Source organism: Gallibacterium melopsittaci, assembly GCF_042433085.1.
GTDB classification, from domain to species: Bacteria; Pseudomonadota; Gammaproteobacteria; order Enterobacterales; family Pasteurellaceae; genus Gallibacterium; species Gallibacterium melopsittaci.
Genome location: NZ_JBHLWA010000007.1, coordinates 16,034 through 36,942 on the forward strand (window position 1 = coordinate 16,034; position 20,909 = coordinate 36,942).

Genomic DNA, 20,909 nt, shown 5'->3' on the forward strand with positions numbered 1-20,909 from the left:
GGCAGTTGAGTTTCTCGCTCAATTCGCTAGAATGACGCCTCTTGATTGTCGTGGTTCGCAAACCTCCCACGTTAAAAAACTAGGAACATATTATGCAAAACAAAAAAGCGGTCGTCATTTTTTCTGGCGGTCAAGATTCTACTACTTGTCTATTACAAGCATTACACACTTATGGCAAAGGCAATGTTGAAGTTATTACGTTTAAATATGGACAACGCCATCATATTGAACTAGAAAAAGCACAATGGATTGCCAATGATTTAGGTGTAAAACAAACCATTATTGATACTTCCGTTATCACCTCTATTACCCACAATGCCCTGCTAGATAGCGCACAATCTATTGAGCAAAAACAAGGCGAATTACCCAATACCTTTGTAGATGGGCGTAATGCCTTGTTCTTACTGTATGCAGCTATTTATGCTAAAAGCCAAGGGATTAGCGATATTATCACTGGTGTATGTGAAACTGATTTTAGTGGTTATCCTGATTGTCGAGATATTTTCATTAAGTCAATGAACGTTACCCTCAATTTAGCGATGGATTACCACTTTAATCTGATTACGCCATTGATGTGGCTTACCAAAAAAGAAACTTGGGCATTAGCAGATCAACTCGGTAAACTTGATTATGTGATGCAGCATACTCATACCTGTTATGAGGGTGTAGAAGGAGGTTGTCATCACTGCCCAAGCTGTCTTTTGCGTGAAAAAGGATTACAAGAATATCTTGCTAGCAAAGGACAAGCCAATGTTTAAAGTTGCGAAAGAATTTAGTTTTGATATGGCACATCTGCTTGATGGACATGATGGAAAATGCCAAAACTTACATGGTCATACTTATAAATTACAAGTCATTGTTATTGGTGAAACACACGTTAATGGGGCGAAAAAAGGAATGGTTTTAGATTTTAGTGATCTCAAACAAGCTGTAAACCAGTTGATTTTACAACCAATGGATCATGCTTTTATTTATGATCAAACCAGTGAACGAGAGTGTAAAATTGCACAACTACTCACAGAATTAAACTCAAAAACATTTGCCTTACCTTATCGTACAACTGCCGAAAACTTGGCACATTTTATTTTTCATCGTTTACAAACTACGTTGTCAGTAACCATTGATGCAATCCGTCTATGGGAAACGCCAACATCTTTTGCCGAGTATAGAGAACAGTAATGCAAACCCGTTATCCAATCGTTGAAATTTTTGAAAGTTTACAAGGCGAAGGATTTAATACTGGTATGCCTGCTGTTTTTCTGCGCTTTGGGAAATGCAATTTAGCTTGTCCTTGGTGTGATACCGACTATCACACCTTTCAACAATTCACCTTGCAACAAATTGCCGAAAAGGTCGCTCGTTTCAGCAGTAAAAATCTGATTATTACGGGTGGTGAACCTACTATTCAACCTAACTTACGCAAGCTGTTAACCTATTTCAAACAACAAGGGTATTTTATAGCAATAGAAACCAATGGTTTAAAAGAAGTTCCACCGCAAATTGATTATATTGCGACCAGCCCTAAACGTTTATACCAAGAAAAGTATCTGCAACGCTGTATTGCTTTTGCTGATGAAGTACGAATCGTAAATGATGAACCAGATATTATTGCGTTCTGCCAAATGATAGCTGGAAAAATCCAAGCAGAACATTATTATCTGTCGCCTTGCGAGCGGAATGGTGAGATGAACTTGCTTGATACTCTGCAAAAAATAGGGCAATTAAATGCACTTTCCGCCAAACCTAAATGGCAATTAAGTTTGCAAACACATAAATTAGTGGGCATTGAATAATCTTAAAAATAAGCAACCGTTTGCGTGAAACTTTAAGTTAATCGGAGTATAATTCGCAACGGTTTTATTTCAATACAGGTATTCCGTTATGCAAACAATTAGCCTAAAAAAAATTTATTCTGGAAAAGTTCGTGATCTCTATGAAATTGATGACAAAAGAATGTTAATGGTCGCTTCTGATCGTTTATCGGCTTTTGATGTTATTCTTGATGATCCTATTCCACGTAAAGGCGAAATCCTCACTCAAATTTCAAACTTTTGGTTCAAAAAATTAGCCCATATTATGCCAAATCATTTTACTGGTGATACCGTATATGATGTCTTACCCGAAGCAGAAGCAAAAGCGATTGAAAAACGTGCGGTGGTTTGTAAGCGTCTTACCCCGATTAAAATCGAGTCGATTGTGCGTGGTTATTTAACAGGTAGTGGTTTAAAAGATTATCAACAAACAGGAGCAGTATGTGGTATTGAATTACCAAAAGGATTAGTTGATGCCAGTAAATTACCTGAACCGATCTTTACTCCATCGAGCAAAGAAGAAATCGGCAACCACGACATTAATATCAGTTATGCAGAATGCGAAAAATTAATTGGTAAAGAATTAGCTGCACAAGTCAAAGCGAAAGCGATTGAACTTTATACGACGGCTGCCAAGTATGCCCTAACAAAAGGTATTATTATTTGTGATACAAAATTTGAATTTGGTTTAGATGAAAATGGTACCTTAACCTTAATGGATGAAGTATTGACTCCAGACTCTAGCCGTTTTTGGTCAGTCGATACTTATCAAGAAGGAACTAATCCACCATCGTTTGATAAACAATTTATTCGTAACTGGCTAGAAAATAGCGGTTGGAATAAACAACCGCCTGCACCAAGAGTGCCACAAGAAATTATTGAGCAGACTGTTGCGAAGTATCAGGAAGCATTTGATTTATTAGCAAAATAGTTAGCTTGTTATCTAAAAGCAGTTTAAACAATATAGTTTAAACTGCTTTTTTACATTACTTCTTCTTCGGTCGAAAACTATCCACCACCGTTTTATGAGTATCAATATAAATGCCACTTAATAATTCTAAACAGTAAGGAACAGCGGCAAAAATGCCTTTCACAATCACCTTACCATTTTCATCTTTTAACCCTTCTAAGGTTTCTTTAATTGCTTTTGGTTGTCCTGGTAAATTCAGGATTAAACTCTCTTTACGAATAACGCCCACTTGGCGAGATAAAATTGCAGTTGGTACAAATTGCAAACTAATTTGTCGCATTTGTTCACCAAAGCCAGGCATTTCACGATCGGCAACTGCCAATGTCGCATCAGGGGTAACATCTCGTTTTGCTGGACCTGTACCGCCAGTAGTTAATACTAAATGACAGCCACAATCATCAACCAATTCTTTTAATGTTTGTTCAATCAATGGTTGTTCATCTGGAATCAAACGAGTTTCCACTGTAAATGGATCAATAAGTGCTTGGCTTAACCACTCTTGTAGAGATGGTAAACCTTTATCTTGATAGATCCCCTGTGAAGCACGATCCGAAATAGAAACTAAACCTACTTTAAGCTGTGTCATTATCTTTATCCTTTTAAAGCAAACCATTTATCGCCAAAGAAAAAGAGCAATAACCCTAATACGACAACAAGTAAACCGCCGATTTTCCATAAGGTCATTTCTCTCACAGGCATATAAATTAAACCAAAATGATCGATCAACATTGCCGCCACTAGTTGACCGATAATAATAAAAAATAACATATTGGTAATACCGACTTTAGGGGCTAAAAAAATGGTCGTAAAGACAACTAAAGCTCCCAGAGGCCCACCAATAAATTTCCAAAATGGCTGCCCAGCAAGATTTTGTAGTCCTTCCCACAGATTTGTTTTTACTAGACAGACAATAAACAAGGCTAATGTTCCCGTGGCAAAGGAAATTAAGGCAGCAATAAGTGGTTGTCCTGCAACCACTTTACTTAACTGACTATTGATCGCCGCTTGTGAGGCTAACCCTACGCCTGCCACTAAGGCAATCACAATATAAATAACGCCCACTAAATTGCGTCCTCGTTTTCTTCACCAGTACGAATACGGATCACATGTTCTACATCATAGACAAAAATTTTGCCATCACCAATTTTACCTGATTGTGCAGTTTCCATAATCGCTTCGATACATTGTTCAACTTGTTCATCAGTAACAACAATTTCTAATTTTACTTTTGGTAGAAAATCCACCATATACTCTGCACCACGATAAAGCTCGGTATGTCCTTTTTGACGACCGAAGCCTTTTACTTCACTTACGGTCATACCTGTGATCCCGATTTCCGATAGGGCTTCACGTACATCATCTAATTTAAATGGTTTAATAATTGCTTCGATCTTTTTCATACTTGCCTCCTTTGGCATCACTTATGCAAGTTCTAATAATCCCAATACTTCATAATGTGAAGTATGTGGAAACATATCAAATAACTGTAACTTTCTTAATTGATAAATCGGTAAATGACGTAAATCATGATGCATGCTCTCTACATTACAGCTTGAATAGAGTAAAAATCGTGGCTGTAACTGATTTAAATATTCTACTAATTTTTCCCCAATTCCTCGTCTTGGTGGATTCACAATCACTAAATCAGGTTTCTGACCTTGGCTAGCTTGAAATTTCCCTGCATCAAGATCTTGAAATTGAATATTGCGTAGTCCCAGTTTTTCTGCTGCTAATGTTGCTGCTTGAATAGCTGACGCAGAAATTTCAATACCAACTAGTGAGATATTCGGCTCAACTTCTTGGCGTGCTACTGCACAATGCAATCCAAAACCACCTACCCCACAAAACAGATCCCAAATATGCTGAACTGGTAAATGTGCTGTCCATTGTTGTGCCGTACGATATAACGCTTCCGCCACCTGTGGGTTAGTTTGAAAAAAGCCTTGTGGACGAATAAATAAGGTAATTTGATTAAACTGCTCCGCTAACATCTGTTCTGCAGTGAAATAAATCTCTTTTTCCCCTTCTAAAATTGCTGCGTGTTGCGGTTGAATATTGGCAGTTACTACACTTAATTGTGGTAATTTGTGTAATAACGCTGGTAATTCACGTTGGATTAACGCTATCTTTTGTTCACTTCGTAACACAAAACGCAACATAAATTTTTTACTCGCTTGGCTCTGTGTTAACAAAATATATTTTAGTTCGCCCTTACGTTTTGCAATGTTATAAGGCACTAATCCTGCCCGCCCAACAAAATCTTTTAATTGTTGAAAAACGACTTGAAACTCGGCTGGATACAATGGGCAATCCGTAAGATCTACTGCACTCTCTATATCTTGCGGATTGTCTAAAATACCAAAAATAGGCTTCTCTACGACACCACTGACCACCATTTTCGCTCGATTACGCATCGCTGTTTGCGCAGATAATTGTGGTGGTAAACAAAGGGTATCCTCTCGAATAAATTCTGCAAGCTGTTGTTGTAAATGAAGCTGTTTCTGGGTAATTTGTTGTGAATAATCCTGTGCTAACCAACGACAAGATTGGCAAGTTTTCTGCTCAAAATGAGGACATTCCATTATACACTCGCCTTTTCTTTCATATCTAACCAACGTTGCTGCAAATCTCCTAAATAACGATGAGCATTTACCCAACGAGATGTGGCTTGTAATTCAGATAAGGTAAATTTTTTATTTTTCGCTAATTGCAAATAAGCCATTTTTTCAGATTCACTAGGTTGATATTTTAGTTGATCCAATACTTCAATCACGCCAGCACGTTCATTACAGAGCAATAAAATATCACACCCTGCCGCTAAAGCTTGCTGGCTGCGTTCAAGGTAGCTCCCCATTGCTCCCGCCCCTTTCATACCTAAATCATCAGAGAAAATAATGCCATTAAAACCTAATTGATTACGCAATACTTGTTTTAACCAATACGACGACCCACTGGCTGGTGCTGGATCAACCGCAGAATAGATTACATGTGCAGGCATCATCGCTTTTAATTTATTACGATGAATTAACTGTTGGAAAGGTTGGAGGTCTTGTTGATATATCTGCTCAAATGCACGATCATCTGTTGGTGTTTCTAAATGCGAATCAGCAATGACAGATCCGTGCCCTGGGAAATGTTTGCCTGTGGTTGCCATACCTGCTTGTAACATACCATCACAAAAGGCTTCAGCTAATGATAATGCTTGCTGCCAATGTTGATGAAAGCTCCGGTCGCCAATCGCTTTACATTGATGTCCAAGATCCAGTACAGGTGCAAAACTGAGATCAATATCCATTGCCATTATTTCCATCGCCATTACCCACGCACTCTCTTTCGCCCAATACTGTTGTTCATCAATAGGCAATAATTGAGAAAACGCCTGCATCGCTGGTAATTGAGTAAAGCCTTGACGGAAACGTTGCACACGTCCTCCCTCTTGATCAACCGTGATTAAGAGAGGATGTTTTACTTTTTGTCGAATATTTTTAATTAAGTCTTGTAATTGCGGAATATCGACAAAATTACGGGTAAACAGAATCACACCAGCAATAAGGGGATGATTTAAAATCTCGATATCTTCTTGTTCTAAGGCTGTGCCTTGTATATCAACGATTAACTTCGCCATTTTGTTGCACCCCAAATGCTAATTTGCTTTCAAATAAATACGATAATTGCGACTGGCTGCTGTTGGTTTAGTTAGCTTAATCATCACTTGTTGATTTGCAGTTACCATTAATTTTTGCCAGCGTTCTTCTTGTTGCCAATTCGCTCGCTGCGTTACGCCATTTTTATCATACCAAGTCAATAAATACGCCAGATTAATACTCTGATTAGTTTGATTTTTTAACGTAACCTGATCAGCTGCAGAAGTAATCGCTAATTTATCGGCAATCGTAGCTTCAACGTTTACAATCGGTGAAGATTGAGAAAGTGGCGATACCGTTTTTGAGGAACAGGCTATTAACCCTAACAATATACAACTAAGCACAATAAATTGGCGCATTCTCATCTCCTTTACGCATTTTGAATTGAAAATGAAATCACATCTTCAATCGTATCCGCAGCTAACGCAATCATCAATAGACGATCTACTCCTAATGCCACACCAGAACAAGATGGCATTCCAGCTTTTAATGCCGCAAGAAAACGAGTATCCATTTGTTGTGGTGGTAAATGGAGCTTCTCGCGCAACAAATTATCTTGTTCAAAACGGTGTAACTGTTCATTTGCATCCGTTAATTCATGGAAACCATTAGCTAACTCTAATCCCTTATAGTAGAACTCAAAACGTTCTGCAACACGATGATCTTCTGAGCTAATTTGAGCTAATGCCGCTTGTGCTGCGGGAAAATGGTAAACCGCTACGGGATGTTCTTGTCCAATATTTTTTTCGACTACTTCGCTAAAAAGATATTGCAGTAAGGTATCCCGTCCTTCCATATCTGCATTGACCAAGCCTTGTTGCTTCGCTTTCTCAACCAATTCAGCCTTCGTTGCAGATAATGGATCTAAGCCTACATACTCTTGGAATACAAATTGATAACTTAAAGATTCCGTCGGTGGGCAATCTAAAATTTGTTGTAACAAATCATCGACCTCATTGATTAAACGGTACATATCGAAAAACGGACGATACCATTCCAACATCGTAAATTCTGGGTTATGGCGTTTACCAGCTTCTTCATTACGGAATACTTTGGTAATTTGAAATATAGGTCCACTTCCCTCTGCCAGTAAACGTTTCATATGATATTCAGGGCTAGTAATTAAATGTAGCGTTTGTGAGTTTGCCCCAAATGGCGGCGTAAATTCGGTTTGGAAAGTAGAAAGGTGCACATCGGTTACGGAAAATGCACTTAAAATTGGCGTTTCCACTTCTAACAAGCCACGATCAACAAAAAACTGGCGTATATCGGCAATAATTTTTGCCCGTTTTAATAAATTCTGAATTGAGGATGTGGATTTCCAATTATCCCCTTGAACAATAGCGGATGACGCTGACATAGTTAATCCTTGGTTAGCGATAACAAGCGTTTTATTTTAATGGGTTCAGTGCTAAATAACAATTTAGCAATACGGTTTATTCATCTTTAGCTAAGGTAAAAAGATCTAGGCTATTTTGCCAAATTTGTTCAACAATCTGTTCTGGCTTTTCTACCCTTAATTCACTTAATGCTTGAAAAATTAATGGTAATCTTGCAGGGTGATTAGGTTGTCCTTGCCAACCAGACACAGGCATATCTGGACTATCTGTTTCCAGTAACAATGCAGATAGAGGTAACTTGGCAATCGCTTGGCGAGTTTTATTAGCTCGTTGATAGGTAATTGTGCCACCTACTCCAATTTTATACCCTAAATCGACAAACCGTTTTGCTTGTGCATAACTCCCTGAAAAACCATGAATCACACCTGTTGTAGTTAAATCAGCCTTTTTTAAGAAAGGATAGATTTGATCATTGGCTCGCCGAGAATGTAAGCTCACAGGTAATTGATAACTCTTTGCTAACGCTAATTGTGCTGTAAAAAAATGGCACTGCTTTTGCCACAATTCATCAGTAATAATCTCTACTGGATAACGATCCAATCCAATTTCAGCAACCGCAATACATTTTGGATCTTGCAATGCAATGGCCTGTTCTAATTGGAATAAATCTGCCTCAGTATGTTTAGCAATAAATAATGGATGCAAACCTAACCCATAATACACATTTTTTTCTGTTGATACCCAATGAGGCAACTTTTCAATACTTTGCCGATCAATTCCAGCTACTAAAAACTTTGTTACTTGCTGCTGATTTGCAGCTAATACAATTTGGCACAGCGATTGCTGTAAATCCTGTGCCAAATAATCAAGATGGGTATGCGTATCAAAAAACATAAGCGATTTAATGAAAATAACCAAGACACATTGCTGTTAAGTAACAAACTAATGCGATGGGTAAAAATTTATTTTGTGGTTGTTGGCGTTTAAAGGCTTTCGCCGCAAAAATGATATATAGCACTAATGCGACAATTTTAATTAACAACCAATTTACTAAAGTAAAATTAAAAATCACTAAAAAACTTAAGCCAGTTACCAATAATAATGTGTCAGTGATATGTGGAAAAATTTTTAAGACTTTATATTGTCGCCAATCTGTACCTTTCCACTGAAAAGTCCCACGAATAATAAAAAGAAGTAAACTTGCCCATGCGGCAAAAAGATGCAGATATAGTAAGGTTTCCATATGATAAAAAAATAGCCATCTAAAAATAGACGGCTATTTTGCATAATCAATCTTGTAAAATCAATAATTAAGCTGGGTTAGTTTCAGAATCTGGATCCCCATCAGCAATTGGTTTTAACATTGTGAAGAAGCAAACAGTTGCTACAACAGTCAAACCAATACCAACCCAAACAGAAGTATCATAAGATAATCCGAAACCAATCTTCGCATAAGCTAAGAATGTTGAGCATACCATGGTCATAAACATCGCTGGAATAGTACAAATCCAGTGGAATTTATGATAGCGATAGAGGTATGCAGCAGCAGTCCATAACATTACCATTGCGGTAGTTTGGTTTGCCCAACCGAAATAACGCCATAATACTTGGAAATCAAGTTTAGTAATAATGAAACCAACAACGAATAACGGTACTGCAATCATTAAACGTTTTACTAAACTCTTTTGATCAATATTGAAGAATTCCGCAATGATTAAACGAGCTGCACGGAATGAAGTATCGCCAGATGTAATAGGTAATACCACTACCCCAAGCACTGCTAAGATACCACCAAAGTAACCTAACATTTGGGTTGCTGAATCATAAACGACTTTTGATGGAGTTCCCATATTAATTGCTTCATTCATTTCTGCAGGGCTGTTATAGAATGTTAAACCAACCATACACCAAATTAACGCAATAATACCTTCACCAATCATTGCACCATAGAAGACAAAACGACCTTCTTTTTCATTTTCCATACAACGTGCCATCAATGGAGATTGGGTTGCATGGAAACCAGATACTGCACCACAAGCAATGGTAACGAAAATTAATGGCCAAAGTGGTAAGTTAGTTGGATGAACGTTCTCAAAGAATTTAGAGAGACTCATCTCGCCGATAGAATGGAACAATGCTTTATCTTCGAAGAGTAATGCAAAGAACATTCCAAAAGACATAAAGAGTAATAACGCACCAAAGAGTGGATAAACTCGACCGATAATCTTATCAATCGGCACTAATGTCGCAATAATGTAGTACACAAAAATAATTGTTGTCCAAACAACAAGTGTATGACCACGATCTAGGCTTAAACTTTCACCTAAGTTATCCATTGTAATATTAGTTAAAAGACCTGCTGGAGAAATAACGAATACTACACCAACAAGAACTAATAACACCAATGCAAGCGCATTCATAAAGTGTTTAACTGGTGCACCAAGATATTTACCAGTTAAATTTGGTACAGATGCACCGCCATTACGGATACTTAACATTCCACTGAAATAGTCATGTACTGCACCTGCAAAAATACAACCAAATACGATCCATAACATCGCAACTGGTCCATATAACGCACCTAAAATCGGTCCAAAAATTGGTCCTGTTCCAGCAATATTTAATAACTGGATTAACCAAATTTTCTTTTTAGACATTGGTACATAGTCAACACCATCATTTAATAGATGTGCTGGTGTTTCACGTTTTGGATTGATTTTAAATACTTTTTCTACAACAGAACCGTAAATAAAATAACCCGCTATTAATAATGCTACGGCAAGGAGGAACCACACCATAATTTTCACCTCAACAAAGTTATTTAAAGCGGCGCAATTGTAACAAAACAAAAAATCATATGTTAAAGATTTATGTAAAGATGTGATTAATATCACATCTATCTAGAGATAATGCTGAAAAAGTTAACAACAAGAAGAAAATATGTACATTACAATCAAATTTATGAGGTAAATCGATAAATAATTTGATTCTCGGAGCCTCGCCAAGCCAATGCTGGATTAGCTTGTTCTTGGATAAACTTACCATCAATAAGTACATCAATATATGCTAACATTTCTCGCTGCTCGGTATTTAATTCGGCTAACCGATACCCTGTCCAGCACCAAATATCCTTATCTTGACACTCTGCTTTAATTCGTTTTACTAATGGCAATAAACATTTAACATTTCGTGGATGGAGAGGATCGCCACCCGAAAGCGATAATCCTTGTCGACGAATCCGTGTATCTTGTAAATCACGGATAATTTGTTCTTCCATTGCTTGATCAAAAGGAATACCCGCATCAAATGACCAACTCTTCTGGTTATAACAACCACGACATTGATGAGTACATCCAGCAACAAATAAAGTACAACGTGTTCCTTCTCCATTTACAACATCTACTGGATAATATTGCAGATAATTCATCTTATCTCCTTGTTATTAAAGGTGTTTTACTCGGCGTCTGACTTCTTCTTGTTTCCCTGGATTAAATGGCCTTGCATCTGGACTACCTAAATAGCCACAAACACGGCGAATCACTGAAACTTTCGTACTATCATGATTACCACATTTAGGGCAAACAAAGCCCTTACTTGTACAAGCAAACTCTCCTGTAAAACCACATTCGTAACATTCATCTATTGGAGTATTGGTACCATAATAAGGTACACGGTCATAACTATAATCCCACACATCTTCTAATGCTTTGAGATTGTGTTGTAAATTAGGATATTCGCCATAACAGATAAAACCGCCACTTGCCAACGGTGGATATGCCATTTCAAAATCTAATTTATCGTAAGGATTTACTTTTTTCTCTACGTCCAAATGGAAACTATTGGTGTAATACCCCTTATCAGTTACCCCTTTAATTACACCAAATTGTTTGCTATCTAATCGACAAAAGCGATCACATAAACTTTCGCTTGGGGTTGAATATAAGCTAAACGCATAACCTGTTTCAGCTTGCCATTTTTTGGTTGCCTCACTGAGATAACGAACTATAGCAATTCCTTTTTCTCGTAATTTTATATCATCAAAAATATGCCCTTGTTGATAGAGTGCATTAATTGTTTCGTGAATACCGATATAACCTAAAGAGATTGAAGCTCGTCCATTTTTAAAAATCTTTGCCACATTCTCATCTGCCTTTAAACGTACACCACAAGCACCTTCCATATACAAAATTGGTGCAACTCTTGCTTTCGTTTTTTCTAAACGTTCAATTCTAGTAAGTAACGCACGTTTTGCTAAAGCTAAACGTTGATCAAGAATTTGATAAAATCTATCCTCATTTTGTTTAGCTTCTAATGCGATACGAGGCAAATTAATACTAACTACTCCCAAATTATTCCGTCCAGCGTGTATTTCTTCGCCATTTTCAATATAACGCCCTAAAAAGCTACGACATCCCATTGGTGCTTTAAATGATCCCGTTACTTTAACGACTTGATCATAATTTAGAATGTCAGGGTACATTCGCTTCGCTGCACACTCTAATGCTAACTGTTTAATATCATAATTCGGATCTTGTGGTTGCTGATTTAAGCCCCGTTTAATGGTAAACACCAATTTAGGAAAGACCGCTGTTTTATGATTTTTACCTAACCCACGAATACGGTTTAATAGAATAGAACGTTGAATTAATTTCGCTTGCCAACTTGTTCCTAAACCGAAGCCAAAAGTGACAAAAGGCGTCTGCCCATTTGCGGTATGCAAAGTATTCACTTCATATTCCAAAGATTGAAACGCATCAAAACACTCTTTTTCAATCAATGCCTTGGCGTAAGCCTCTTCATCTGGTACTTTCCAAAATCTAGCTGTTTTTAAATGTTTCTGATAACTTTTTTCTACATAAGGTGCTAACACTTCATCAAGTCGATCAATCGTTGTGCCACCATAAATGTGACTGGCAACTTGTGCGATAATTTGAGCTGTAACTGCTGTCGCTGTGGTGATTGATTTTGGTGGTTCAATTTCTGCATTTCCCATTTTAAAGCCTTGCGTTAGCATCCCAGCTAAATCCACTAGCATACAATTAAACATTGGAAAGAATGGTGCATAATCTAGATCGTGATAATGGATCTCACCTCGCTCATGAGCTACAACAATATCAGGTGGCAAAATATAACTTTTAGCATAGTGACGAGCGACAATACCAGCTAATAAATCACGTTGTGTCGGGATAACTTTTGCATCTTTGTTGGCATTCTCATTAATCAATAACACATTATTTTGTTCAATAAGCCCTTCAATTTCTTTCGTTAAATGGCTACGTTTTTCCCGCTCTTTATCACGGTCATGGCGATATTCGATATAAGCTCTAGCAACTTGAGGATATTTACTTTGCATTAAATGTTCTTCTACAACTTGTTGAATATAAGCAATATCAAGCTGCTGTTTAACAGCATTCACAATCGAAATACAAATGGCTTGGCTTAATTGCTCGAAATATTCATCATCATAAATACCAACTGCTTGTGCTGCTTTTTTCATCGCATTACTAATAAATTGAACATCAAATGGTACCTGTGAACCATCTCTTTTAATCACTGTTAATAGCACAGTTTGTTGTTGATAATTTGGGACAAGTGTCTGACTTGAGGATTTTTGTACCAACATAGATACCTCCTTATAAAAACCGAGAAACACTATATATTGTTATAAATTAAAATTCAAACACAATATATTGTGTTTTGTTATCAATTTTTAAGAGTAGTTACTAAGTTGTAACAATGATCTTTTATAGCGGAAGATAACTTCTTATCAGGTAGGAGTATTACGATTTAACAAATTTAACAATTCATCATTTCAAGGAAAAAAATTTTTCAGTAACTCGTTCCAAATAACTCACTTAATATATTTATTTTTGGCATAAAAAAAGATTGGTATCTCTACCAATCTTTTTTCTCAAAACACGACCTAAATTATTTTCTAATCACTAATACAACTGATTCACCAGCGACAGTATCACCCACTTTTTTCTCCATATGAGATACTTCATCCATATTTGAAATTACAATCGGTGTTAATACTGATTTTGCTTTTGCTTCTAATAATTCAAGATCAATTTCGATAACGGTATCACCACGTTTTACGGTTTGTCCTTCTTGAGCGATACGAGTAAAACCCTCACCTTTTAATTCTACAGTATCAATCCCGAAGTGAACGAATAACTCGATACCTTCTTTCGATTCCATTGAAAAAGCATGGTTAGTTTCAAAAATCTTACCAATAACACCATCAACTGGGGCAACAATTTTGTTACCTTTTGGTCGAATCGCTACACCATCACCAACGATTTTCTCAGAGAAAACAACATCTGGAACATCTTCAATGTTTACAATTTCACCTGTTAATGGTGCATAAATTTCAACTTCAACAGCTTTATTGTCTTTTGAACCAAATAATTTATCGAATAAACCCATTTTTTTCTCCTTCTCAGAAACATTTTCAATTCTCGGATCTGCATGTAATATTAGCCGAAAATTTTACTTTTGTATCTAGTTTAGTGCTTTTTCAGCTAAAAAATTCTCAATCAAACGATCAACGTCTGCAGAAGTCGGTTGTAATAATACCTCATTTGCAAGATCTTGTGCATCTTGATAATTCACATTACGAATCAATTTCTTAATTTTCGGTACTGAAATAGAGCTCATACTAAACTCATCTAATCCCATACCTAGTAGTAAAATTGTTGCTTTCTCATCACCTGCTAATTCACCACACATACCAGTCCATTTTCCTTCTGCGTGAGAAGCATCAATGACTTGTTTAATTAATGATAATACCGCTGGGGTAAGTGGGTTATAAAGATGAGAAATCAATTCATTACCACGGTCAACTGCTAACGTATATTGGGTTAAGTCATTCGTACCAATACTAAAGAAATCAACTTCTTTCGCTAAGAATTTCGCATTTACTGCTGCCGATGGCGTTTCTACCATTACCCCAACTTGAATGTTTTCATCAAAGGCTTTACCCTCTTCACGAAGTTGTTGTTTCAATGTTTCCAATACAGCTTTAAGTTCACGAATTTCTTCTACTGAAATAATCATTGGGAACATGACTGCCAATTTACCAAATGCAGAAGCACGCAATACTGCTCGCAACTGTGCGTTGAGAATTTCCCGACGATCTAATGCAATACGAATCGCACGCCAACCTAAGAATGGATTCATCTCTTTAGGTAAATTCATATATGGAAGATCTTTATCTCCACCAATATCCATAGTACGTAAAATCACTAAACGATTTTGCATCGCTTCTACTACTGCTTTATACGCTTGGAATTGTTCTTCTTCAGTTGGCAACTGATCACGATCCATAAAGAGGAACTCTGTACGATATAAACCAACACCTTCCGCACCATTACGTTCCGCTCCGTCAATATCACGAATCGTACCAATATTCGCACAAACATCTACACGACGACCATCTAATGTCACTGCTGGAAGATCTTTTAACTTGATTAATTCTGCTTTTTCTTCTTTATATTGCTGTTCTAATACTCTTAAACGTGCAATTTCTTCTTGGTTAGGGTTGACATAAACGGCATTATTCAACGCATCAAGTACTAAATAATCGCCTGTATTTACTTTTGTCGTAACATTATTGGTTCCAACAATCGCTGGTAATTCAAGTGAACGCGCCATAATCGAAGTATGAGAAGTACGTCCACCAATATCAGTGATAAAGCCTAATACTTTATCCAAATTTAATTGTGCTGTTTCTGATGGCGTTAAATCATAAGCAACTAAAATTGACTCTTCTGCAATCTCGCCTAAATCAACAATATGCATACCTAAAATATTTTTTAATAAACGATTTCCAATATCACGAATATCACCAGCACGCTCTTTAAGATATTCATCATCAATATCAGAAAGCATCGCAACTTGTTGATCAATGACAACAGAAGCTGCGACATCTGCTGTTACATGATGCTCTTTTAAATAGGCAATGATTTCTTCTTCAAGCTCTTCATCTTCAAGGATCATTAAATGACCTTCAAAGATAGCTTCTTTCTCTTCACCCAATGTCTGGCGAGCTTTTTCTTTGATTGCTGTTAATTGTGCAGATGCGGCTTCTCGACCTTGATAAAAGCGTGCAATCTCACTCTCAACTTCATCTTCAGAAATCTTACGTTTATCAAGAACAATTGGTTCTTCTTTCAACACTAATGCCTTGCCAAAGACAATACCTGGGGAAGCTAAAATACCTGAAATCATAATATAACCTTTTCTAAAATCACTAAATAAACACAGATGTCGACTTCAAATGAATGACTTATTCTAAAGTTGGGATTAATGCAACAAGGTGATCTACTGCTGCTTTTTCATCTTCACCTTCTGCAGAGATAGTGATTGTAGTTCCTTGAGTTAAGCCTAGAGTTTGTAATTTAAACAAACTTTTCGCACTCGCACTTTTTCCACCAGAAGTCACAGTAATATCAGATGAAAAGCCTTTTGCTTCTTTTACAAATTGAGCAGCTGGACGAGTGTGTAAACCATTTGGAGCTGTGATGGTAATTTCTTGAGAATACATTTTTTCTCTCCTTAAATCTCATGGATAGTTAAGAGTCATAAAAAATCTGCACTTAATTTTCTGTCATTCAAACAACAAAAACATTAAATGCAGAGTAACAATTTTTTAATATTTATTTTATCGAATAAAATAAATGTCATCGCTAGTATCGACATTCTTCATCAAGAATCAAGCAGAAATCCTCAAAAATTTGCGTTACCGCACAAAAATAATCATTTTTCTGTATCTAACTCAGAAAAAACAGGCTACTTTTTAAGCAAACAATGCTTTTTATATCGCTTCTATTTCATTTTTACACTACTAAAATGACGTTGCGATTTTGTTTCACTTTTACTTGTCACCAAACGATGATAATTTTCAAATCTAATTGGACTAATTTTCCCTTCTTCAACGGCCTCACGAATTGAACAACCAGGATCATTTAAATGCTTACAGTCTTTAAATTTGCATGTTCCTAAATAAGGCAAAAATTCTCTATAACCTTTTGTAATATCATCATTTTCCAGATGCCATAAACCAAATTCACGAATCCCTGGCGAATCAATTAAATTTCCCCCATTTGGTAAATGATATAACGTTGAAGCTGTTGTGGTATGCTGACCAAGACCAGAAGTTTCGCTAATTTCACCAATTGGCGTATCTACTTCAGGCAAAATGGTATTGACTAGGCTCGACTTTCCTACTCCCGATTGCCCAACAAAAATAGAGTTACCTTGTGCTAACAATATCTTAAGTTCATTCATCCCTTCGCCGCTTAATGTTGATAACATCAAAGTTTGATAACCAATTTGCTGATAGATATGTAAAGTTGCCTGTAACTCATCTCGTTCATTCTCATTCAATAAATCAATCTTATTGATCACAATAATTGGTTTAATTTTTGCTTTCTCACAAATCACTAAGTAACGATCAATGATATTGAGTGATAGTTTTGGAGCTATTGCAGAAACAATCACAATTTGATCAATATTGGCCGCCATTACTTTTAATCCATCATAATAATCAGGACGACTTAGTTCACTGGTACGAGGATGTTTAGCTTCAACCACACCACTAATTCCTTGCATTTCTGCTAATCCTTGTCGCCAGATCACTCGATCTCCCACCACCACATCGCTTAATGTCCGCCTTAAATTACAACGAAATTTTTCACCTTGTGGTGTTTCTACATCTACATGCTGTGAATAACGGGTGACGACAATCCCTTCTTGAGCCGCACCAAGCATATCTTCTTGCCAAGTCGGTTCTTGTTTCAATTTTTGTTGGTGTTTATGCAGACTTTTATATTGATTGGATGCTATTCGACGTTGCTGATTATGGGTTAACTTACGTTTACTCAAATCCACTCCTTACTGTTGATCAAAAAATGGCGTAAAATATTGACGAAATGAATAAATAGGATACCTGATATTATGCAATTAGATAAACAAAATCTCATTTGGATTGATTTAGAAATGACAGGACTTAATCCAAATAAAGATCGCATTATTGAAATCGCTACCATTGTCACCGATAAAAATTTAAATATTTTAGCTGAGGGGCCTGTACTTGCAATCAAACAAGACGACTCAGTATTGGCTGGAATGAATGAATGGTGCCAAAAAACACATAGTCAAAATGGTTTAATTGAACGTGTTCGTCAAAGTACGCTCACTGAACGAGCAGCCGAATTACAAACACTAGATTTCCTAAAAAAATGGGTTCCCAAAGGTGTATCACCAATCTGTGGCAACAGTATTGCACAAGATAAACGCTTTTTATTTAACTATATGCCTGAATTAGCTGATTATTTTCATTATCGCTATCTTGATGTGAGTACATTAAAAGAGTTAGCAGTACGTTGGAAACCAGACGTTTTAAATGGCTTTCAAAAGAAAAATTCTCATCTTGCTTTAGATGATATTCGTGAATCTATTGCCGAATTAGCTTACTATCGCCAACATTTTATTAGATTAGATGAAGTGAATGCTGGATAAAACAGCAACTTTTAACATCCAAGAGTTGCACTAGTCTATTTTTTTCGTATAATGCTCTACCGTTAAGCGGGAATAGCTCAGTTGGTAGAGCACAACCTTGCCAAGGTTGGGGTCGCGAGTTCGAGCCTCGTTTCCCGCTCCAATTCTTTTTTCTACTCATTGCGGGAATAGCTCAGTTGGTAGAGCACGACCTTGCCAAGGTCGGGGTCGCGAGTTCGAGCCTCGTTTCCCGCTCCAAATATCTTAATCCAGTAATTCTAAACCAAATCCTTTTACTTTGGCCTTTTTTACAATTTCTTGTGCCAAAACTACATCTAATACAGCTGATCCTACAGACTTAAAAAGTGTAATTTGTTTATTTGAACTACGCCCACCAATCTGCCGATTAATTAATTGTCCTAACTCACCGTCATACTCTTGCAAACTCACTAAACCTTGTTTCAATGGTGTAATAAAATCACCAGCTTCATTCAAAACACCATCCATCGTATCAAACATAATGACATCTGCTTGTTGAACTAATTCTTGCGGTATTTCACACATTTCTGGGGTATAAGAACCTATTCCATTAATATGTGCACCTTGTTTTATCCATTCTGCCGAGAAAGTCGGTGTGGTTGCTGTTGTAACAGTCGTAATAATATCTGCTTCCGCTACACACTCCTTACTCGTTTTAACTGGAATTAATTCACAGTTAAAATAGGGCTGCATCTTATGGCAGAAAGCTAAAACATTTTTAAAATCTCGAGAAAAAACTCTCACTTCTCTCAATTCACGCACTGCCATCATTGCTTCTAATTGTCCAGCAGCTTGCCCACCTGTGCCAATCAATGCACCAATTTTGGCATCTTTTCGAGCAAGTAAATCTGTTGCCACACCTTGAACTGCACCTGTACGTAATTGCGTAAAATAAGTACCTTCCAGACAAGCAGAAACAATCCCTGTTTTTGGATCTAAAACCAACATTAGTGCAAAAATACTGGGTAGTTTTTTCTCAATATTTTTCGGATACACAGAAGCAATTTTAATACCTAATGCACTATTAGCACCTCGCACATAGGCAGGCATATATAAACTCTGACCTTCATACTGTGTGATATTCAGGTTCGTTCGCAAAGGCACTTCAGCCAATCCTTTAGAATAAGCTGATAATGCCCTTTTCGTCGCCGCAATCGCTTCTGCCATAGAAAAACATTGTCGTAAATCTGCTTTTTTTAGATATAGCATAGCTATTTCCTTAGTGCTGACGGATTATCGTTAAGGAATAATTTTCAAGAATTGCCCTGCATGATATAACGTTAAACCAGCTTCAGTTGACCACGAACGTAACTTACAAAAAGAGAGTTGGCATTCTTCAACTTGTTTAAATGGTAAAGGAAGTACTTGTTGATCATCGTGCTGTAAATACTCTGCAAAAGCCTTACCAAATAAAGTTCCTGTAGTAATGCCTCGCCCATTAAAACCTGTCGCTGCCACAATACCAGGTGCTGGTTCAAAAATACGCATAATATGATCTGGTGTAAAACCAAATTTGCCACACCATTCATATTGCCATTCAAATTCTGGTAAATCAGGAAAATAGTGCTTTTGTACATGCTTAGCCCAATTTAAAAAGAATGACTTAGGTTTTCCTGTTAAACTTCCCACTGTACCTAATAATAAGCGTCCATCTTTATCCCGCCTAATACTCGATAATGCTAAACGTGTATCCCAAGATCCATTTCTATATGGCAAAATTCGATCTGCAACAGCCCCACTCAATGGTTCAGTCGCGATTTGATAATACTCAACAAAATAAAATGATTTATGTACATTTGTCCATTCACCTTCGGTATAAGCATTTGTAGCAATAACGACTTTATTCGCTTTGACAGTATGCTGTCCGCTATGCACCAACCACTCACTACCCTCACGTGAAATCTGAACTACTGGCGAATTTTCAAAAATTTTAACGCCCGCATTACTTGCTGCAATCCCTAATCCTGTCACATATGCAAACGGATTAACTGTCCCTGCCCGCTTATCCAGTAACGCTTTATTGATTTTTGTTGTACCACAATATTCATGGCATTTAGCACCAGTTAACACTTCTACATTTGCACCTCGGCGGCTTAATTGTTGATAGCGAATATCAACATCCTGCTCACCTGTTTTATTATGTGCCATATGCAAATTACCCGTACGGGTATCTTGTGCTTTAATTTGATACTTATCGATTACATCAAATACAAGTTTCGGTGCTAAACCTAAAGCAGTCGTTAATTTTTCACCTGCTTGTTCACCTAAATACTGATTTAAATCATCAAGTCTTGCCCAAGTACCAGCATTCACCAAACCCACATTACGCCCAGAACCACCTGCACCAATAGTGTGTGCTTCTAATATACAGACACGCTGTCCATATTCTGCCAAATGAAGTGCCGTAGAAAGGCCTGTAAATCCACCACCAATCACACAAACATCAACAGTTAAATCCTGATTAAGTGTCGGATAATTTGGAATATCATCTACCAGCGTTGGCCATAAACATGCTGTTTCAAATGTCTGATTATTTTGCGTACCATGTTGCAAATTATTTGTTGAATGCCAGTTACTCATTATAAAAACTCCTTATTAAATC

At 37.0% G+C, this 20,909-nt stretch carries 23 protein-coding genes, 2 tRNA genes and 1 riboswitch; of the genes, 7 read left to right on the forward strand and 18 right to left on the reverse strand.

What is annotated here, in order from left to right:
• Positions 1–44 precede the first annotated feature (44 nt).
• Positions 45–89: riboswitch (PreQ1 riboswitch) on the forward strand.
• A 3-nt stretch (positions 90–92) separates the two neighbouring features.
• The 4 genes from queC to ACFFHT_RS01580 all read left to right on the forward strand — a co-directional run bounded on the left by queC (position 93) and on the right by ACFFHT_RS01580 (position 2,742).
• A complete protein-coding gene (gene queC, locus ACFFHT_RS01565; RefSeq protein ID WP_382372819.1) occupies positions 93–758 on the forward strand; it encodes a 7-cyano-7-deazaguanine synthase QueC in 666 nt (221 codons plus the stop codon).
• Positions 751–1,179: a 6-carboxytetrahydropterin synthase QueD gene (gene queD / locus ACFFHT_RS01570; RefSeq protein ID WP_382372821.1), complete on the forward strand. Its 429-nt coding sequence runs from the start codon at positions 751–753 to the stop codon at positions 1,177–1,179. Before queC ends, queD begins: the two co-directional genes overlap by 8 nt.
• A complete protein-coding gene (locus tag ACFFHT_RS01575) occupies positions 1,179–1,793 on the forward strand; it encodes a 7-carboxy-7-deazaguanine synthase QueE (protein ID WP_382372823.1) in 615 nt (204 codons plus the stop codon). Before queD ends, ACFFHT_RS01575 begins: the two co-directional genes overlap by 1 nt.
• A gap of 88 nt (positions 1,794–1,881) precedes the next feature.
• Positions 1,882–2,742, forward strand: a complete 861-nt coding sequence (locus tag ACFFHT_RS01580; RefSeq protein ID WP_382372825.1) for a phosphoribosylaminoimidazolesuccinocarboxamide synthase — start codon at positions 1,882–1,884, stop codon at positions 2,740–2,742.
• A 55-nt stretch (positions 2,743–2,797) separates the two neighbouring features.
• On the opposite strand, the gene mog is transcribed toward ACFFHT_RS01580, so the two are convergent.
• The 16 genes from mog to rsgA all read right to left on the reverse strand — a co-directional run bounded on the left by mog (position 2,798) and on the right by rsgA (position 17,653).
• Entirely contained in the window at positions 2,798–3,370 is a 573-nt protein-coding gene (mog, locus tag ACFFHT_RS01585; RefSeq protein ID WP_382372884.1) for a molybdopterin adenylyltransferase, read from the reverse strand.
• A gap of 2 nt (positions 3,371–3,372) precedes the next feature.
• Complete coding sequence (locus ACFFHT_RS01590; protein ID WP_382372827.1) at positions 3,373–3,843, reverse strand: DMT family transporter; 471 nt, start codon at positions 3,841–3,843, stop codon at positions 3,373–3,375.
• Positions 3,843–4,181 (reverse strand): nitrogen regulatory protein P-II, encoded by a 339-nt coding sequence (gene glnB / locus ACFFHT_RS01595; RefSeq protein ID WP_382372829.1) that lies wholly within the window; start codon positions 4,179–4,181, stop codon positions 3,843–3,845. Before glnB ends, ACFFHT_RS01590 begins: the two co-directional genes overlap by 1 nt.
• A 21-nt stretch (positions 4,182–4,202) precedes the next feature.
• Positions 4,203–5,363: a 23S rRNA (uracil(747)-C(5))-methyltransferase RlmC gene (rlmC, locus tag ACFFHT_RS01600; protein WP_382372831.1), complete on the reverse strand. Its 1,161-nt coding sequence runs from the start codon at positions 5,361–5,363 to the stop codon at positions 4,203–4,205.
• Positions 5,363–6,406 (reverse strand): beta-N-acetylhexosaminidase, encoded by a 1,044-nt coding sequence (gene nagZ, locus ACFFHT_RS01605; protein WP_382372833.1) that lies wholly within the window; start codon positions 6,404–6,406, stop codon positions 5,363–5,365. Before nagZ ends, rlmC begins: the two co-directional genes overlap by 1 nt.
• Positions 6,407–6,424: 18 nt before the next feature.
• Positions 6,425–6,784, reverse strand: coding sequence for a YcfL family putative periplasmic lipoprotein (locus ACFFHT_RS01610; protein ID WP_382372835.1), 360 nt, complete (start codon positions 6,782–6,784; stop codon positions 6,425–6,427).
• Between the two features lie 11 nt (positions 6,785–6,795).
• Positions 6,796–7,785 carry an elongation factor P--(R)-beta-lysine ligase gene (epmA, locus tag ACFFHT_RS01615; protein WP_382372837.1) on the reverse strand — a complete coding sequence of 330 codons (990 nt, stop codon included), beginning with the start codon at positions 7,783–7,785 and terminating at the stop codon, positions 6,796–6,798.
• A gap of 76 nt (positions 7,786–7,861) precedes the next feature.
• A complete protein-coding gene (locus ACFFHT_RS01620; protein WP_382372839.1) occupies positions 7,862–8,659 on the reverse strand; it encodes a TatD family hydrolase in 798 nt (265 codons plus the stop codon).
• A 7-nt stretch (positions 8,660–8,666) separates the two neighbouring features.
• Complete coding sequence (locus ACFFHT_RS01625) at positions 8,667–9,008, reverse strand: SirB2 family protein (protein ID WP_382372841.1); 342 nt, start codon at positions 9,006–9,008, stop codon at positions 8,667–8,669.
• Positions 9,009–9,075: 67 nt separating this feature from the next.
• The gene (locus ACFFHT_RS01630; RefSeq protein ID WP_382372842.1) at positions 9,076–10,563 is read right to left on the reverse strand and encodes a carbon starvation CstA family protein; all 1,488 of its coding nucleotides are present in this window, start codon (positions 10,561–10,563) and stop codon (positions 9,076–9,078) included.
• Positions 10,564–10,724: 161 nt separating this feature from the next.
• Complete coding sequence (nrdG, locus tag ACFFHT_RS01635) at positions 10,725–11,192, reverse strand: anaerobic ribonucleoside-triphosphate reductase-activating protein (RefSeq protein ID WP_382372844.1); 468 nt, start codon at positions 11,190–11,192, stop codon at positions 10,725–10,727.
• 15 nt (positions 11,193–11,207) lie between these two features.
• Positions 11,208–13,388: an anaerobic ribonucleoside-triphosphate reductase gene (gene nrdD / locus ACFFHT_RS01640; protein ID WP_382372846.1), complete on the reverse strand. Its 2,181-nt coding sequence runs from the start codon at positions 13,386–13,388 to the stop codon at positions 11,208–11,210.
• Positions 13,389–13,693: 305 nt separating this feature from the next.
• Entirely contained in the window at positions 13,694–14,194 is a 501-nt protein-coding gene (crr, locus tag ACFFHT_RS01645; RefSeq protein WP_382372848.1) for a PTS glucose transporter subunit IIA, read from the reverse strand.
• A gap of 75 nt (positions 14,195–14,269) precedes the next feature.
• Positions 14,270–15,997: a phosphoenolpyruvate-protein phosphotransferase PtsI gene (ptsI, locus tag ACFFHT_RS01650; RefSeq protein WP_382372850.1), complete on the reverse strand. Its 1,728-nt coding sequence runs from the start codon at positions 15,995–15,997 to the stop codon at positions 14,270–14,272.
• Between the two features lie 58 nt (positions 15,998–16,055).
• Positions 16,056–16,313, reverse strand: coding sequence for a phosphocarrier protein Hpr (gene ptsH, locus ACFFHT_RS01655; RefSeq protein ID WP_065235270.1), 258 nt, complete (start codon positions 16,311–16,313; stop codon positions 16,056–16,058).
• A gap of 281 nt (positions 16,314–16,594) precedes the next feature.
• Positions 16,595–17,653, reverse strand: coding sequence for a small ribosomal subunit biogenesis GTPase RsgA (gene rsgA, locus ACFFHT_RS01660; RefSeq protein WP_382372852.1), 1,059 nt, complete (start codon positions 17,651–17,653; stop codon positions 16,595–16,597).
• Positions 17,654–17,725: 72 nt separating this feature from the next.
• On the opposite strand from rsgA, the gene orn reads away from it, so the two are divergent.
• The 3 genes from orn (at position 17,726) to ACFFHT_RS01675 (ending at position 18,526) form a co-directional block, all read left to right on the forward strand.
• Positions 17,726–18,289 carry an oligoribonuclease gene (orn, locus tag ACFFHT_RS01665; RefSeq protein ID WP_382372854.1) on the forward strand — a complete coding sequence of 188 codons (564 nt, stop codon included), beginning with the start codon at positions 17,726–17,728 and terminating at the stop codon, positions 18,287–18,289.
• A 66-nt stretch (positions 18,290–18,355) separates the two neighbouring features.
• Positions 18,356–18,431 (forward strand) — tRNA-Gly (locus tag ACFFHT_RS01670).
• Between the two features lie 19 nt (positions 18,432–18,450).
• Positions 18,451–18,526, forward strand: a tRNA-Gly gene (locus tag ACFFHT_RS01675).
• A 6-nt stretch (positions 18,527–18,532) separates the two neighbouring features.
• On the opposite strand, the gene ACFFHT_RS01680 is transcribed toward ACFFHT_RS01675, so the two are convergent.
• Both ACFFHT_RS01680 and amaA read right to left on the reverse strand, forming a co-directional pair.
• Positions 18,533–19,516 (reverse strand): ornithine cyclodeaminase family protein, encoded by a 984-nt coding sequence (locus ACFFHT_RS01680; RefSeq protein WP_382372856.1) that lies wholly within the window; start codon positions 19,514–19,516, stop codon positions 18,533–18,535.
• A 30-nt stretch (positions 19,517–19,546) separates the two neighbouring features.
• A complete protein-coding gene (gene amaA / locus ACFFHT_RS01685; RefSeq protein ID WP_382372858.1) occupies positions 19,547–20,887 on the reverse strand; it encodes an L-pipecolate oxidase in 1,341 nt (446 codons plus the stop codon).
• Between the last annotated feature and the right edge of the window lie 22 nt (positions 20,888–20,909).

Coding starts and splice junctions, on each gene's coding strand:
- queC (WP_382372819.1), top strand. CDS start 93: ATGCAAAACAAAAAAGCGGTCGTCATTTTTTCTGGCGGTCAAGATTCT.
- queD (WP_382372821.1), top strand. CDS start 751: ATGTTTAAAGTTGCGAAAGAATTTAGTTTTGATATGGCACATCTGCTT.
- ACFFHT_RS01575 (WP_382372823.1), top strand. CDS start 1,179: ATGCAAACCCGTTATCCAATCGTTGAAATTTTTGAAAGTTTACAAGGC.
- ACFFHT_RS01580 (WP_382372825.1), top strand. CDS start 1,882: ATGCAAACAATTAGCCTAAAAAAAATTTATTCTGGAAAAGTTCGTGAT.
- glnB (WP_382372829.1), bottom strand. CDS start 4,181: ATGAAAAAGATCGAAGCAATTATTAAACCATTTAAATTAGATGATGTA.
- rlmC (WP_382372831.1), bottom strand. CDS start 5,363: ATGGAATGTCCTCATTTTGAGCAGAAAACTTGCCAATCTTGTCGTTGG.
- nagZ (WP_382372833.1), bottom strand. CDS start 6,406: ATGGCGAAGTTAATCGTTGATATACAAGGCACAGCCTTAGAACAAGAA.
- ACFFHT_RS01610 (WP_382372835.1), bottom strand. CDS start 6,784: ATGCGCCAATTTATTGTGCTTAGTTGTATATTGTTAGGGTTAATAGCC.
- epmA (WP_382372837.1), bottom strand. CDS start 7,785: ATGTCAGCGTCATCCGCTATTGTTCAAGGGGATAATTGGAAATCCACA.
- ACFFHT_RS01620 (WP_382372839.1), bottom strand. CDS start 8,659: ATGTTTTTTGATACGCATACCCATCTTGATTATTTGGCACAGGATTTA.
- ACFFHT_RS01625 (WP_382372841.1), bottom strand. CDS start 9,008: ATGGAAACCTTACTATATCTGCATCTTTTTGCCGCATGGGCAAGTTTA.
- ACFFHT_RS01630 (WP_382372842.1), bottom strand. CDS start 10,563: ATGGTGTGGTTCCTCCTTGCCGTAGCATTATTAATAGCGGGTTATTTT.
- nrdG (WP_382372844.1), bottom strand. CDS start 11,192: ATGAATTATCTGCAATATTATCCAGTAGATGTTGTAAATGGAGAAGGA.
- nrdD (WP_382372846.1), bottom strand. CDS start 13,388: ATGTTGGTACAAAAATCCTCAAGTCAGACACTTGTCCCAAATTATCAA.
- crr (WP_382372848.1), bottom strand. CDS start 14,194: ATGGGTTTATTCGATAAATTATTTGGTTCAAAAGACAATAAAGCTGTT.
- ptsI (WP_382372850.1), bottom strand. CDS start 15,997: ATGATTTCAGGTATTTTAGCTTCCCCAGGTATTGTCTTTGGCAAGGCA.
- ptsH (WP_065235270.1), bottom strand. CDS start 16,313: ATGTATTCTCAAGAAATTACCATCACAGCTCCAAATGGTTTACACACT.
- orn (WP_382372854.1), top strand. CDS start 17,726: ATGCAATTAGATAAACAAAATCTCATTTGGATTGATTTAGAAATGACA.
- ACFFHT_RS01680 (WP_382372856.1), bottom strand. CDS start 19,516: ATGCTATATCTAAAAAAAGCAGATTTACGACAATGTTTTTCTATGGCA.
- amaA (WP_382372858.1), bottom strand. CDS start 20,887: ATGAGTAACTGGCATTCAACAAATAATTTGCAACATGGTACGCAAAAT.